Origin of the sequence: Zhongshania aliphaticivorans, from assembly GCF_902705855.1 — a bacterium.
Taxonomy (GTDB): Bacteria; Pseudomonadota; Gammaproteobacteria; order Pseudomonadales; family Spongiibacteraceae; genus Spongiibacter; species Spongiibacter aliphaticivorans_B.
This window is the reverse complement of record NZ_CACSIJ010000013.1, coordinates 196,644-211,371: the sequence shown is the minus strand read 5'-3', so window position 1 is coordinate 211,371 and position 14,728 is coordinate 196,644. Positions and strand designations below refer to the sequence as shown.

Annotated in this window: 13 protein-coding genes; 1 reads left to right on the top strand and 12 read right to left on the bottom strand. The window is 47.7% G+C overall.

Features of this window, described 5'->3' with window-relative positions; genetic code table 11:
* Positions 1-743 precede the first annotated feature (743 nt).
* The 8 genes from GVJ32_RS10580 to GVJ32_RS10545 form a co-directional block, all read right to left on the bottom strand.
* Positions 744-1,124 (bottom strand): hypothetical protein, encoded by a 381-nt coding sequence (locus GVJ32_RS10580; RefSeq protein ID WP_159240029.1) that lies wholly within the window; start codon positions 1,122-1,124, stop codon positions 744-746.
* Positions 1,125-1,399: 275 nt separating this feature from the next.
* Complete coding sequence (locus tag GVJ32_RS18550; protein ID WP_435808080.1) at positions 1,400-2,248, bottom strand: acetyl-CoA hydrolase/transferase C-terminal domain-containing protein; 849 nt, start codon at positions 2,246-2,248, stop codon at positions 1,400-1,402.
* 1,452 nt (positions 2,249-3,700) lie between these two features.
* Complete coding sequence (locus GVJ32_RS10570; protein ID WP_159240027.1) at positions 3,701-4,975, bottom strand: NAD(P)/FAD-dependent oxidoreductase; 1,275 nt, start codon at positions 4,973-4,975, stop codon at positions 3,701-3,703.
* Positions 4,976-5,351: 376 nt separating this feature from the next.
* Positions 5,352-5,942 carry a DJ-1/PfpI family protein gene (locus GVJ32_RS10565; protein ID WP_159240026.1) on the bottom strand — a complete coding sequence of 197 codons (591 nt, stop codon included), beginning with the start codon at positions 5,940-5,942 and terminating at the stop codon, positions 5,352-5,354.
* Between the two features lie 11 nt (positions 5,943-5,953).
* Complete coding sequence (locus GVJ32_RS10560; protein WP_159240025.1) at positions 5,954-6,661, bottom strand: glutathione S-transferase family protein; 708 nt, start codon at positions 6,659-6,661, stop codon at positions 5,954-5,956.
* A gap of 33 nt (positions 6,662-6,694) precedes the next feature.
* Positions 6,695-7,132 (bottom strand): DUF2721 domain-containing protein, encoded by a 438-nt coding sequence (locus tag GVJ32_RS10555; protein ID WP_103685693.1) that lies wholly within the window; start codon positions 7,130-7,132, stop codon positions 6,695-6,697.
* A 35-nt stretch (positions 7,133-7,167) separates the two neighbouring features.
* Positions 7,168-7,533 (bottom strand): Rieske (2Fe-2S) protein, encoded by a 366-nt coding sequence (locus GVJ32_RS10550; protein ID WP_159240024.1) that lies wholly within the window; start codon positions 7,531-7,533, stop codon positions 7,168-7,170.
* A gap of 32 nt (positions 7,534-7,565) precedes the next feature.
* The gene (locus GVJ32_RS10545) at positions 7,566-8,045 is read right to left on the bottom strand and encodes an Lrp/AsnC family transcriptional regulator (protein ID WP_103685694.1); all 480 of its coding nucleotides are present in this window, start codon (positions 8,043-8,045) and stop codon (positions 7,566-7,568) included.
* 307 nt (positions 8,046-8,352) lie between these two features.
* Here GVJ32_RS10545 and leuA point away from each other — a divergent pair, with 307 nt between their 5' ends.
* Positions 8,353-10,044 carry a 2-isopropylmalate synthase gene (gene leuA / locus GVJ32_RS10540; protein WP_159240023.1) on the top strand — a complete coding sequence of 564 codons (1,692 nt, stop codon included), beginning with the start codon at positions 8,353-8,355 and terminating at the stop codon, positions 10,042-10,044.
* 90 nt (positions 10,045-10,134) lie between these two features.
* Here leuA and GVJ32_RS10535 read toward each other — a convergent pair whose 3' ends face one another.
* From GVJ32_RS10535 to GVJ32_RS10520, 4 genes are all read right to left on the bottom strand, one after another.
* A complete protein-coding gene (locus GVJ32_RS10535; protein WP_159240022.1) occupies positions 10,135-11,151 on the bottom strand; it encodes a nucleoid-associated protein in 1,017 nt (338 codons plus the stop codon).
* Between the two features lie 221 nt (positions 11,152-11,372).
* Complete coding sequence (locus tag GVJ32_RS10530) at positions 11,373-11,810, bottom strand: acyl-CoA thioesterase (protein WP_159240021.1); 438 nt, start codon at positions 11,808-11,810, stop codon at positions 11,373-11,375.
* A 75-nt stretch (positions 11,811-11,885) separates the two neighbouring features.
* A complete protein-coding gene (locus GVJ32_RS10525) occupies positions 11,886-13,028 on the bottom strand; it encodes an acyl-CoA dehydrogenase family protein (RefSeq protein ID WP_159240020.1) in 1,143 nt (380 codons plus the stop codon).
* A gap of 88 nt (positions 13,029-13,116) precedes the next feature.
* Complete coding sequence (locus GVJ32_RS10520) at positions 13,117-14,727, bottom strand: gluconolaconase (RefSeq protein WP_159240019.1); 1,611 nt, start codon at positions 14,725-14,727, stop codon at positions 13,117-13,119.
* Position 14,728 lies beyond the last annotated feature (1 nt).

Sequence of the window (14,728 nt, the reverse complement as noted above, 5' to 3'; positions counted from 1 at the left end):
CCACTAATTGATAAGACCGGCACACATGTTGAGCACGTTTACAACTCAACGAATAATTCGCAGGGCGTAACATTGCTGACAACAGCGGTTACAGACGTACTTGGAAAGGTGACATTCAAAGGACACCAAGCAACTGAAAGCAAATCGGTTGTGCAGGCTCGCTCAGCAACTAATCCTGAGATTAACTCCGACTCAGTTACCTATACTTATACCGGACTGACTGACAATAACACCACCGCACTGGTGTACGGCGTTGTAACCGATGCAACAACAGAAAGCGGGGTAACAGTGCAGTCGACTATCTCGCAAAACCCTCCAATAGAAGATCGTTTTAATCTTACGACTGGGCAAAGTTACTCTTACAGCTATGAACAAACTACGGAAATCAAATCTTCGTTTGGCGGCACGCCATTGCCTACGCAAACGATCACGTCGAACGTAGTAGATAATCGTACTTACGTAGGCCGTGAGTCTATTACCGTACCGGCGGGAACATTTGAAACATGTAAATTTACGGAATCGACCAGCTTCGATGGAAACAATGGCGATATGAGTACAACGTGGATTTCAGTTGATCATGGGTTCTTTGTTAAATCTGTTGCGGGCGACACCGAGAACGTCATCGTTAGCCTGTCAATTAACGGCAACAATGTGATTGGTAACTAAGCAGGTGGGCCGGAGCGATACCTAGTTCCGGCCCACCCCTCATCAATATCTAAAAACATGCGCATAATATGGCGTAGTTATTTAACGCTCAAATCACGTTCAAAAGAAGTAACTTGCGACACTTGATAAGCCGCGCTACTTTGCAAGCCACAAGGGTTGGCAATTTCTTGGCTAGCGCCAGGATTGACAGCAAAGGACTGCACGCTCATCACAGATTTATTATTCATATCTTCTTTGTAGTAACTAAAGACGCCACTCACCTTGGTATCGCACACATTATGAACGGTAAATCGTGTTGATACTTTATCGTGGTTAAAGTAAGAACAGCTGGAATTTTCTGAGCTAGCGGGAAAAGTCTGTACGTCCCAATCTAAACAACTTTCTGACTCTGCAAACACCGAGGATGCCGACGCGCAAAATATTGAACAGAATGCATAGCTTGCTAATTTTTTATTCACGTTACACCTATTGCACTAAATGCGTCACCGCCAAATGGCTCAAAATACTGATCCAAATACAGAGGTAACATTAACCCTGACATGTACAATAGTTAATAATCACTCAAATTGGGAGTGCGTATATCCCCTATACAACAGCAGAACATATTTTTATTATCAATTAAAACAAAGACATATCGATATTTTTTAGCATATTGACAAGACGAACAAATAACTCATTTTGTGACAGTCATCGCAATATATTTAAGTCGTTAGACACCATTCAATTGAAATTATTATCTTGCCACGCTCTGTATTAGGCGTTTTATCAATTTATCCTTGAAGCNCAAGGGTTCATTAAACCCTAATACCGACAGAATACGGCTCCCCGATTCCGCTGTATCGCCACCCTTAAATATGGCGGTTAACTTCCGAGTAAAGCTCAAATCCGCGACTGCTTTTAAGCATTTCGCCGCCTCTAATTCTACGTCGCTAAAATCACAGCCAAAAGGATATGCCGGCATCATACCGTTTGTTCTCGCCCATGCAACGTTGGCACTGACTACATGGGGAAGATTATTCCTAAACTGCAATGGCACTTTGTATGACATTGATAGTTTTCCTGAGGCTTTCGCCCCCGCCAGCAATTCATCTTGAAAACGCGAATCAGCAATATTTATTAGGGCGATACAAACTTCTTCGTCGGTTTTAGATCGCAAATCTGCAATGCCATACTCAGTGACGACAATATCCCGTAAATGACGAGGAATAGTGCATGCGCCGTAGCTAGCGACAATATTAGATAGCGCCTTCCCACCCTGTACGCGACTAGCGCGAATCATCAATACCGAGCGCCCGCCCTCAAGCTGATGCGCCATCGCCACAAAATTATACTGCCCTCCTACACCGGACAATACTTGGCCATTCTCCAAAGTATCGGATGCTACTGCGCCGTTTAGACTTACATTCAGACCGGTATTAATAAACCGAGCTGTTTGGCGCTGCGCCTTATACAAGCGTGGATTTTGATCTAGCTGATTAATTTTATCGACGCCGCACATAGCTAATTTGCGGCGATCGTCTTCTGGCATATCGCGAAGCGCACGATAAAATGCATCACTCCCCAAAAAGAAACCGCCATGCATGACTTTGCCATTACGTAACTGCGACCCTAAACAATGCGTTGCCATAAACTTCTGGCTAGTGGGGTTAGCCATATTTGCAGGACAAGATGTACCTAACGACGAAAACAACTGCCCTTCTTTATAATTACAATCGTCTCTAAAAAATCCGTGATACTGCAAGACATCAAAGTCTTTACCCCTAAGCTCACGCACTCCCAGCTCTGCCATTGCCACTAAGCACTCTGGCTTTAGTTGATCTGGATTGCACTGGCCGAGATTGATAAGTTGCTGCAAGGCCCAAAAATCATAGACCGGACGGCGTAGAATGCCACCCTGAAATAAATGCAGAAATCCCTCTACAAACATTTCAGTCGCGCCATACAAGCCCTTTTCAAATACACCGCGTCCGCCAACGGTTTCTACTAACTGCGCGCAGTGCTCATCAACATCAAATCTTTTCAATAACTCGCGATAGTCTTCATTGCGCTGATGCCGGAGCAATACTGATTGAACTATCGCATCGCCCATTGCGCCGATACCAAGCTGCAAGGTTCCGCCATCGGCAATTAACGCACTCGCCCGTAAACCAATAGCGTAGTCAGTATCAGGAATCGGCGGCAAACGCGGCACTTGGAATAGACCGTGCAGCCCACTATCTGTTGTCGCTAAAAAATCAAACCGATCAGCATCAACTTCAGCGTCGCCATACATAAAGGGCAAATCGGAGTGCACCACCCCCACCGCCACATAATCTCGACCCTCGTCTTTTAAACGCGCAATCACCTCCGCTGACGTGTCGGGATTACAGCTCATACTAAGCTTATTACCCTCACGCGCTAGTAATTGAATAACAAGGTTGCTACCTCTGGCGACCACATCACGCGCGGCATGGGTGTAATTAGAACTAATGTAATTCTGCTGCGCCGCAGCATGACCTAAACGGCTCCCCGCTTTAAAGTAAAACTCGCAGAGAGATATATTCGCCGGCATATCACCTTTACGCTCATCCTGCAGATACAGCGGTTCACTGTAATTATCATACAATCTGTCAAAAACTGGATTAAGCAAGCGCCCGCGAATAGGGTCGCTCTCACGCGGGCGCTCTAAACTAAGCGCGGTAAAAATCGTCAATGAAAGACTAGGATCCTCGCACGCTCGGCGATACAAGGCATCGATCAGCTCTACGGGCTTACCCAAACCCAGTGGCATAGCGACGCGCAAATCTTTGCCTAGGCGATGAATAATTTGATTTACGCAATCATTAATCGCGTGAAACTCAAGCTCAACTGACGACATCCACCCTCCTAGGGCTTATTTATTCTCAAGGTTTTCCCTCACGCACTTTAAACTATTCAAGCACACAATAAATCTATGCGAAAACGCAAATGGCTACTATAAACAACGCAGAATTCATAAGAAGTCAAAATAGATGCCCAATCGAATATGCCAACAATACTCGGCTGGGGTAATCCCTTAATGCAATTTCAGCCTAGGTCGTAATAAGCGGTTAAACCGACCAGCCATTAGCAGCATTAAAGTACGCAGCCAGCCATAGATCGCCGCTTGATGTAGACGATATAGGCTGACGTACATCATCCGCGCCATCCAGCCTTCGATAAAGAAGCTGCCACCGCGAACGCTGCCCATTAAATTACCCAGCGCTGAGTATTCAGAGAGGGAAACTAGGGAGCCGTGGTCACGATATTTAAAGGGCTTTAAGGGCTGCCCCTTCACCATGCGCTGTAAATTGGCGGCGGTATGATTTGCCATTTGCTGAGCAGATTGCGCTCGGGGCGGTACGTTTTTGCCCTCAGTAAGTTCACAGGCGCAGCAATCGCCGATCGCAAAAATGGCACTGTCTGCGGTTTGTAAATTGGGATTAACCAATAATTGGTTGATCCGATTCACTTCTAGCCCCCACTTTCCTAACACATCGGGTGCTTTTATTCCGGCGGCCCATACCAGTAACTCAGCGTCAATCCGCTCGCCGTCACCGGTGATAAAACCCTGTTCATCGGCTTGTTTAACCATGGTACCGGTATGCACTTTTACGCCCATGTTTTCTAATTCAGTCTGCGCTGCGCTCGCAATTTGTTCGCTCAAGGCGGGTAACAGGCGTGGCCCCGCCTCTATAACGTGTACTTGTAAACGACTGCGATCTAGTTCCTTGTGTCCATATAATTTAAGGAGTGCTATCGCATGATGGATTTCTGCCGCCAACTCTACGCCGGTTGCACCGCCGCCCACAATGGCAACCGAAACCGTGTCACGATAAAAATCTGCGCTGAGACAATGATTTAAAAAGCGCTCGTGAAAACGATCTGCCTGCTCCCTTGTATCTAGGAATAAGCAATGATCACGCACACCCTCGGTGTTAAAATCGTTACCTAGGCTACCCACTGTAATAACAAGGTAGTCGTAAGGAATACGGCGCTCAGGAAGTATTTCTTTTCCGCCAGAGCCGATTGCGGGCTCAAGAATAATTTCTTTCTTGTCGCGATCTAAGCCGCTCATACGACCTTTAGAAAAATTATAATAATTTTGGTGGGCATGAGCACGGTAATCTACCGCATCCAAATCTGAATCTATTGCACCGGTGGCGACTTCATGAAATCGCGGTTTCCAAATATGACTCGCACTCGCATCCACCAAAGTAATATTTGCCAAGCCGCGTTTACCTAAACGTTTTCCTAATTTCGTAACCAGCGGTAAGCCTCCTGCACCGCCACCAACAACCACAATATTCATATACACCTCATTTACATAACATTAATTCTTTTGATCCGTCACCCATCCGACACCGGCATTTTGTAAAGCTAACAAGAGATAAGTACGATCAGATATGATGGGGGCGGAATATAACGCGTCAATACGCATCCAAAATCCGACGAAGTTGGGAGTACTCATAAACGACTTCTCTCGTCTTTCTGATACAGAAATGAGAACGCAATTCGACTCTGGCAGACAGCAGGATTAGCTAGCCCAAAAAATGTATGTAAGCGACTTGAGCCACTGCGGGGTGTCAGGAATAATAAGCGGAAAACATGTTACTAAGGGTAACGCTAGCAGCCTGTCAGCGCCAGCGTTTAGCTTAAAAAATTCGGAAAATACTCTATTTTCAAGGCTATGTTTTGTCCATCGACATAGACCAATCAAACTCCATTTGCCGAGCCGTTCGGATTGCCAAATCTACGCTATGCAAACGTGCCACTAAGTATAAGCTCATGTCGATACCGGCAGAAATTCCGCCGGAGCTGACCACTCCCCCGCTGTCTACCCAGCGCAGCTTCTCGCACACCTGTAACGACGGAAAACACTCCTTAAGACTCGGAATATCTTCCCAGTGAGTAGTGACTTTGTGGTCGCTAACAACACCTGCAGCGGCAAGTAAAAATACGCCAGTGCAAACCGATACCGTCAAGCTCGCCTGCTTGGCCTGCCTGCTAATCCACGACAACACCGCGGGCTTAGATATCTCACGGTTATGGACGCCGCCCACGACAATAAGCACATCTATTTGTGGATGGTTGCCAAAGTGGTAATTGGGAATAACCGTGAACCCTGCGCGAGCGCATACAGGGCCATCCGTTTCAGAAACTAAAAACACAGTAAACGGCTGATCATCGCTCACGCGGGATGCCGTAGAAAACACTTCAAAGGGGCCCGCGAAATCTAAAATTTCGGCATTGTCATAACAGTAAATACCAATATTCATAAGCCGTACCACTACGCCTGACTGTAATAACGTTTATGGATATTGCGACAAAAACTAGCGAGATTTTCATAACGCCGCGCAATATCATTAAAGTCATTATCAATATCAGCCAAAATAAACTGCGCTAAAAAGCCAAAAACGCATACGTCAAGCACGCTCGGCTTATCGTTAAAGAAATAGCTTTTATTCCCTAAAAGGACCGAGAGGCTGTCGAGGCTATATATAAATATTTGCTGAATCTCTGAGTCGGAATGTCGGCCTAGGCCCTGCTTAAAAACCGCCGAACGCACACTCCTACGTACTATAGTCGGCACAATATGGTTCATTGGAAATGGCAATGAGCCAAAAAATGTTGTCTTAGTCAGTGGCCATGTTTGATCACTAATCCAGCGTGAATAGAGCAAACACCAATATAAATTCTCGTCTAGCGATTTAGCAATTAAATACGCCTGAGCGCGCTGCTCTGGACTTAAATCTGAACTCAAGCTCACGCCGGGTTTGCTATTTAGGTAGTCAAGTATAAAGGCCGAATCAGCGATGGTTTTACCACCCTCAACAATATACGGCAGTTTGCCCTTAGGGGCGGTACGCAGGTTTGCAATTTCAGACTTGCGCTCAAACTCCAAGCCCGCAATGCGCAAATAAACATCAATTTTTAAAACGAAGGGGCTAGCATCTACTAGCCCAAAGCCTTCCCCAAATCCATATAAGGTAATCATATTGCCTCCGTGGCAAATCACCTATGCACATTGTTAAGGCCCGTTTAACATGATCCGCGTTGCCAACTGGACTTCACGTAAAAAGCCACTTAACGCCACAATCAAAAAACACATTGCCAGTACAAATAAAGCCGCCACCACAAGGCTGCTATTCCAACCGACAACCGCACTCAAAAACAACAACGCAATAACCACGCAAACTAACAGCGCACTGGCAGTGCTAAAACCTATTGCTCGGTGCACCACTCGCGCCCTGCGGGTAAGCATGCTTAATTCATCGCGAATCACCATACTCCGCTCTTCGCTTACTGTCTCTAGCCGATGATGCAGATTGCGACTGCGATCAATAATTCTGGCTAAACGATTAGTCAATACATTTAAAATTCCACCAATACCCGCCAGCAAGAATACCGGTGCAACCGCCTGCTGTATGGCGTGGGTAATGGTGACGACCTCAATATCTACTGCCATTTTATTCCCTAATTTAAGGCCGTCTATAGCAGGCCTTACAGATGTAAAAAAACTTGTTCGTCGTCACACTCTACTTTGAAGGTTTTTAATGCCTGGGGTGATTTTCCCAAAGCAATTAATTTGTGGGTCCAGGTCGGCATTGGCATTCCAATAAATGCATTAGTCCAATCAATATTCTCGCCGTTCAATAAATCAAAACTGGAGCCGTGGAAAGGGCACACCACTGCGCCGTCACAAACCTTGCCCTTAGCCAGTGGCAAGCCCAAGTGGGGACAGCGATTCTCTACCGCACAAAGCTGCCCATTCACTCGGCTCAATAATACTTTAGTGCCATTAACGGTTTTACTTAGTAAGGTGTCGTTTTGAATTTCGTCTAGATTTGCTGCAAAAATCCTTTCCATTGTCGCCCCCAGTTCGTCAGTTATTAACATCCTCAAGCATTTTGTGACGACAACAAGGGCAGCGAGGTTTTACTCACCGGAGACTTCATCACAAAGCTAGAGTGTACGCCGGTAACGCCATCTATTCGAGTGATCTTGTTAAGCAACAAAGCCTGAAAGCCGTCCATATCGGCAACAATCACTTTCAGCAAATAATCCGCCGACTGGCCCGTGATCAAATGGCACTCCAACACTTCTGGATAGTCACCCACATGACGCTCAAAATTTTCAAAGCGCTCCGGCGTGTGCCTGTCCATGCTAATTTGAATAAACGCCATTAAATTCAAACCCAGCGCGCGGGCGTTAAGTACGGCCCGATAAGCCCCAATTAACCCCGCCTCTTCCAAGCGGCGAACCCGTCGCAAGCACGGTGACGGCGACAATCCGATGCGGTCCGCCAGGTCCTGATTACTTAAGCGACCATCTTCCTGTAGGGCTTCTAGAATTCGTCTATCATAGCCGTCTAAGTTCATTTAAATTTCAACCATGCAGATATTAAAGGCATAATATGCCATTAAATATAAATTATAAGCAATAAAAATCCATGTAAAGCCAAATTCAAGCCAAACTTCGCAATCTTATGCCAGCCCTCCCCCCCTATACTGGGAACCGTGGAGTTACCACTCCACTACCTTTGTCGAAACGACCGCAACACCCCGCGATCAGGACGCACAAATGCAGCAACTTTTATAAAAAGGGAAGCACAGACACACGGTAAAACGCCCGGCACCCCGGGCCCTACCCTCAACAACACAATTAAAGACTAAGGAAAATCAGATCATGGGCGAGTTCAACCACAGTAAATATCGACCCACGCCGGTCATCGCCATCCCAGACCGTCAGTGGCCCAACAACGCTATCGAGCAAACACCACAATGGTGCTCAGTCGATTTACGCGACGGCAATCAGGCTTTGGTTGAGCCCATGAACGTGCAGCAAAAGCTGCGTATGTGGGACCTATTAGTCAAACTCGGTTTCACCCAAATTGAGGTGGGTTTTCCCGCCGCCTCACAGCCGGACTTCGACTTTGTTCGCGAACTGATTAACGGCAATCGCATTCCCGACAACGTCACCATTCAAGTGCTGACCCAAGCCCGTGAGGAATTGATTGCCCGCAGCTATGAATCACTGAAAGGCGCGAAAAATGCCATTGTGCACGTATACAACTCCACCAGCCCAGTACAGCGCGAACGGGTGTTCGGCCTAGACAAACAAGGCATTGTCGACATTGCCGTGCAAGGCGCGAAATGGGTGAAGGAGTACGCGGCTCGCCAGCCAGAAACCAACTGGTCTTTCCAATATTCACCAGAGAGTTTTAGCAGCACTGAAATTGAGTTTGCAGTAGAAATTAGCGACGCCGTCATTGCCGAATGGCGCGACAGCGGCAACCCCATCATTATTAATCTGCCCGCAACGGTAGAGTGCGCTAGCCCCAATGTATTTGCAGACCAAGTTGAGTGGTTCTGCGGCAACACTCGCTACCGCAAAGACATCACCGTGTCTGTGCATACCCACAATGATCGCGGCTGCGGTGTCGCCGCTGGCGAACTGGCGGTAATGGCGGGCGCAGATCGGGTTGAAGGTACGTTGCTGGGTAATGGCGAACGCACCGGCAATATGGATATTGTCACCATGGCGATGAATCTTTACAGCCAAGGCGTAGACCCCGGTCTGAATCTGGCAGATATGGATGAAATCATTGCCGTGGTAGAACACTGCACCGCCATTCCACTGCACCCTCGTCACCCTTACGCGGGCGAACTGGTCTTTACGGCGTTTTCGGGCAGTCACCAAGACGCTATTCGGAAATGCTTGAGCAAGCAGCAGGATGATGAGCACTGGCAGGTCGCCTATCTGCCGATTGACCCCGCTGATTTGGGACGCAGCTACGAGGCGGTTATTCGCATCAATAGCCAGTCCGGTAAAGGCGGCGTTAGCTGGGTATTAGAAAATGATTACGGCCTGCAACTGCCGCGCTGGCTACAAATAGACGCCAGCCGTATGGTGCAAGCTCGAGCAGAAGAAATTTCTGGTGAGGTGACGTCCGCGCAAATATGGGATTTATTCGACGCCCACTATCTCCAGGCAAACCAGCATATTCGTATTCAGAATTTTTCAGTCAGTCAGGATAATTCTGAAAATGCTGGTCAGGACGTATTAAGCCTGAGTTTTAACGACCAGCGAGGTAGCACCACACTCAAAGGGCGTGGCGACGGCGCCATCAGCGCCTTGGTTGATGCATGGCAAAACGAGTTTGGTGACAAAATTGAAATACTGGACTACCGCGAACATGCGCTAGGTACAGGCACAGACTCACAGGCTATCGCCTACGTTCACCTGTCGATTAATAACCAACGCTATATTGGTGTTGCCAAACACCGCGATGTTATTTCAGCTTCACTACAGGCAGTGCTAAATGCCTCAGTACAAGCTACAAACATCACTGCAAACGCGGAACGTATGGCAAGTTAAGGTTCGAGCAATAAAAAAAGCCGCACTGAATGACTTCAGCGCGGCTTTTTACATTATTAAATCTCCAGATAAAATCAAAGCGACAAACTTCTACTTCTCTTTTCTCATTTTAATGTTCACCACCGCCTGAAATCCATCCTGATTGTCGGTAATCGACATATCAGATACCGAATACTTAGCATCACTAATCACCAAGCCCACACCCGCTCTCACTCTCACTCGGCTGGTTATCGGCTTTGCCTGCTTTGCAAAATCCTTTGGCTTAATTTGATAATCGTCGACTATATCAACCCCAGTGCTACTAGCCACGCCAGATATCACCTCAGACAGCGCTTCAGAATCAATATACTGCGAGGAGATATTTTTAAGCTCAGCTATCGAGGTAAGTTCCGCAGACTTTATTTTTTCGGTAATCTCCTTATTCAGCTCGGCAATATCTTGGGTATCTTCTATTTTGGAACTGACCCCCTTCAAAATTAAGCCGCTCAACTTTGCATAAGATTTTGATGTTGCCCTTGGCGATACTTTCAAAAACGACTCTATCCAATACTTTGTTTTTTGACCAAGATTATCGACAACAAACACGCCTTGAGCATTGGGAAGTATTAATGCGCCCTTTTGTATCTTATTTAGAGAGATACCGCTGCGCTCAAACATATCAAATGAATCTGATGACTCCACAATTTCGATAAAATTGTCCTTATTCTCAACCTTTAGTAAGACAAGTGCATTCAACTCAATCTCATTATACTTTATCCCAGCAAACTGCAAAAAAATCAGATCACCGCCCGAAATGTTTTGGTGGGTAGACGTGGCATACAAATGCTTTGCAATAGCCTGAGTGCTGTTCAAAAATTCACCAGATGCATTGAATATTTTTCCAGCAATATTTGCCACAGTATTCAAGGAAATATCTGACTCATGAAAAAAATCGTATATCTCGCTTTGCTTAGAAAGCGGGAGTAAGTAGTGCTTAATAAGCAACTCACTCAAAGACTCATCAGCCGTCGACTCCTTCTCAGCAAGACGCATCCCCTCTTCACGCGCCTTGCTTCCCACCCGATGCACTGCAATATGCGTCAGCCGCGCAGAACTTACATCAATCATTCAACTCTACCCATGGTTAGCGTAAATCCAACCAATATACCACTGCTTGAATTGAAATATTGAATGCCAGACGAATTCGAAAAACAATATGGCCAGGCGATGGCAAATATTCAGCCTGAATTTATTAGTATTCGACTAAACTAAACAGTATGGATACCCGACAATATACGATCAACACTATAAGTTTGGTCATAATATTGAGTGGTGGCGGCGAAGTGAGTTTAAAGAAGAGCATGCAGTGACAATCTCTCACGAAATGCTAAGGGAGTGGATTGCGGCTTGCCTACTGTCATATCCATAAACAACATCGCCGACTTACCCAAAGCAACAACAGAATCGTTGCTTCCATTTATCATTCGCCAGCTTAGGTCAAAGCCTTTATCAAACCATTCAGTAATTCCAATCTCCACAATCATCACGTCGCCGTAAAAAGCCTCTGACAAATAGCGTTGCGCAGCATCGGCCATCACAAGGCTAAAACCTTCTATATTGGTTTGGGAATAACCAAGCGAAACAAAAAATCGCTCCCTTGCTTCGGAAACGACGACAAGCAATTGGGCACTATCCAGATGACCGCCCCAATTCATATGACTAACATGCAGTGCAATATCGGTTGAAAACATAAACTGGTCGGGAAGTGGAATGTGAACGCGGGCCATACTAACTCACTCAACTAAGCAGTTGTAATACCACAACCCCTTCATTATCAGGGGCTGCGCACAGCATCACATTAATTAGGCATCAAACACATTGCGCGCGATGATCTCTTTCATGATTTCTGAGCTACCGGCTAAAATTCGGGCAACTCGCGCATTGGCGTATAGATTACATATTTCGTATTCCGTCATATAACCAGCACCGCCATGTAGTTGAACGCCTTCATCGACCATTCGCCCCTCAAGTTCAGAAGTTAATAACTTGGCTTCGGCCGCTTGGCTCACGGTCAACTCGCCGTCGTTATGCGCCGTAACACAGTAGTCCACAAATACTTGCAGGGCATTCAGCTCGGCACGCAGGCCGGCCATTTTAAAACGGGTATTTTGCATATGCGACAAGCTCTGCCCAAACACCTGACGCTCGCTTACATAATTGCGAGTAACATCAAAAGCGCGCTGCGCCGCTGCCAAAGATATACATGCGGCAATCAGGCGCTCCTCGACCAAACCCTGCATTAAGTAATGCATGCCCTTGCTTGGGTCGCCCAACACATTCTTGGCGGGGATACGCACATTATTAAAAAACAGTTCGGCGGTGTCCTGCGCTTTAAGCCCTAACTTGCTTAAGTTGCGACCACGAGCAAATCCGTCCATGCCTGCTTCAACAACAAACAAACCTATTTTACGGGGATTTTCTGCATCGGTTTTAGCGGCAACAATAATAAGATCCGCTTGAATACCATTAGAGATATAGGTCTTGGAGCCGTTCAGTAACCAATCGTCGCCGTCGCGCACCGCGCGGGTTTTTATGCCCGCCACGTCGCTACCCGCATCCGGCTCGGTCATGGCGATAGCGAGTATATTCTCACCACTAACGCATTTAGGAATAAACCGCGCCTGCTGTTCAGGCGAACCTACATGCTGTAGATAGGGGCCAATCAATCGACTGTGGACAGTATGGAAAAATCCTACTTCACCATACTGCGCATCTTCCTCGATCATGATTTGCTGAAAGCAAAAATCGCGCAGCCCCAAACCGCCAAACTCCTCGGGCGCCCAGGTCATTAAAAAACCCTGCTCACCCATTTTTTTAAACATGTCTCGGGGCACAAACCCAGCTGCTCGCCATTGCTCGCGGTACGGCAGAACCTCGCGCTCTAAAAACCGACGGTAAGCCTCTCTAAATTGTTCATGCTCTTCCGAAAATATCTTGCGTTGCACTTACGTGCCCCCTAATTTAAACCAATAGAACTACCAAAGCTTCACTTAACCGAACGGCAAGAAACCGATGGCTTAAATGCACCCGCGACTAGAGCCTACTCAATATCCGCAGACTGCCATCAACATCACAGGAAAAACACAGACGCCCATCTGGCAGTGCCACAAGATCGGCAAAGGGCAACAGCGGCCCATCCATTAGGTCGGCAATGCCTGGCAGAGTATTGGCACGAACCTCCCACCCACCCACCGGTAACTGAGTGGCGACAACAACTGGCACGCTACGGCCTTTCTCAAGACAGAATAAACTGTGGCTACCGCGATCTAGCACATATAAATCGCCATTTTGCAGCGCCACACCGGCGGGTTCAGTAAGCCCACTGATCAGTACCTCGCTCCGCCCTTTGGCAATCCGCCGCACTCGACCTGCCCCTGCCTCGGTAACAATGGCGCTGCCATCCTCGGCCACACATAAGCCGGTTGGAAAGGATAAATCACTGGCCAGAACGGTGATATCGCCCTCGGGAGTGATCGACAGCAAGCGGCCTTCACCGGCTTCGCAAACTAAAATGTCGCCTTGGGCGGTGAGCTTAATACCCATTAACTGATTCAGGCCATCGGCAATCACTTCTGCCTCACCCTTTGGGGTATAGCGGGCAAGTACGCCCGCACTATTGCTGCAAATTAAACTGCCATCTGCAGCCACCGCGACACCACGTACATAGCCAGGAAAGCCGTGTTCTAAGAGCATGGCAGGTCGCCGCACTAGGCCGCCGCGATCAATGGTGGCGAGACTCATGCCATCGGCCACCACCAAGCTCCCATTGTTATCTACCGCCAAGCCAAAGGGACCGAGCATAGCCCCCTCAAGCAGCGGGCGAGTACTGCCATCTGGCGATATTTCAATAATGCTGCCATCGGTGAAATACGAGATAAACAGACGGCCATCATCTGCAAAAGCCAAGTTATCGATACCAATCGGGAGGCGAGCGATAAGCTCTTTGTGGCCAGTGACAATATTGAGCCGAGTCACTGCACCACTTCCCGATTCCACTACCACCAAGCTTTCCGGTTTACGCGGATCGAATTTAACGGCGGTGGGAATGGCGAAGCCCTCTGCCACTTTTTCTGCTGCGCCGCCATCAACGGCCACCCGCCACACTTCGCCTAAGGGCACCAGCGGAAAATACAAACAGGCGTCGGGGCCCATCGATAGCGCATTGGGCGCAACGACTTGATCGGCAATAAGCCGAGGCGAGCGACCATCGTCATAGAGTTCTAGAATTCTGCCGTCGGCGCGAAATTCGCTCATAAAAATACGGTCGTGATGTACGGTCACGCCGTTGGCAATTGGCACGTCACCGGCAATCACGTCTACTCGGCCATTGGGCCGCAAACAACTCACGCGGGCGCTCATCACTTCGGTGACAAACATATTGCCCTTGGAGTCAAAGGCCAAGTCGTCGGGTGCAACAATGTGGCCATCTGCAGGAGACACTATCGACGTTGATCCGTCGCTAAGATCTACTCGGCTGAGCTGTCCGCCAAAGGCCTGGGCAACATAAAGGTGACCGTCGGCCGCGCAGCGAATACCATTGGCCCCGACTAAACGACTAGCGTCCACCAACGCTGCGATCGACCACCCCTGCTTTACGTCAATTTCACGACCAGACTGCCCCAAGCGATCCCTAGCCTTCATCATA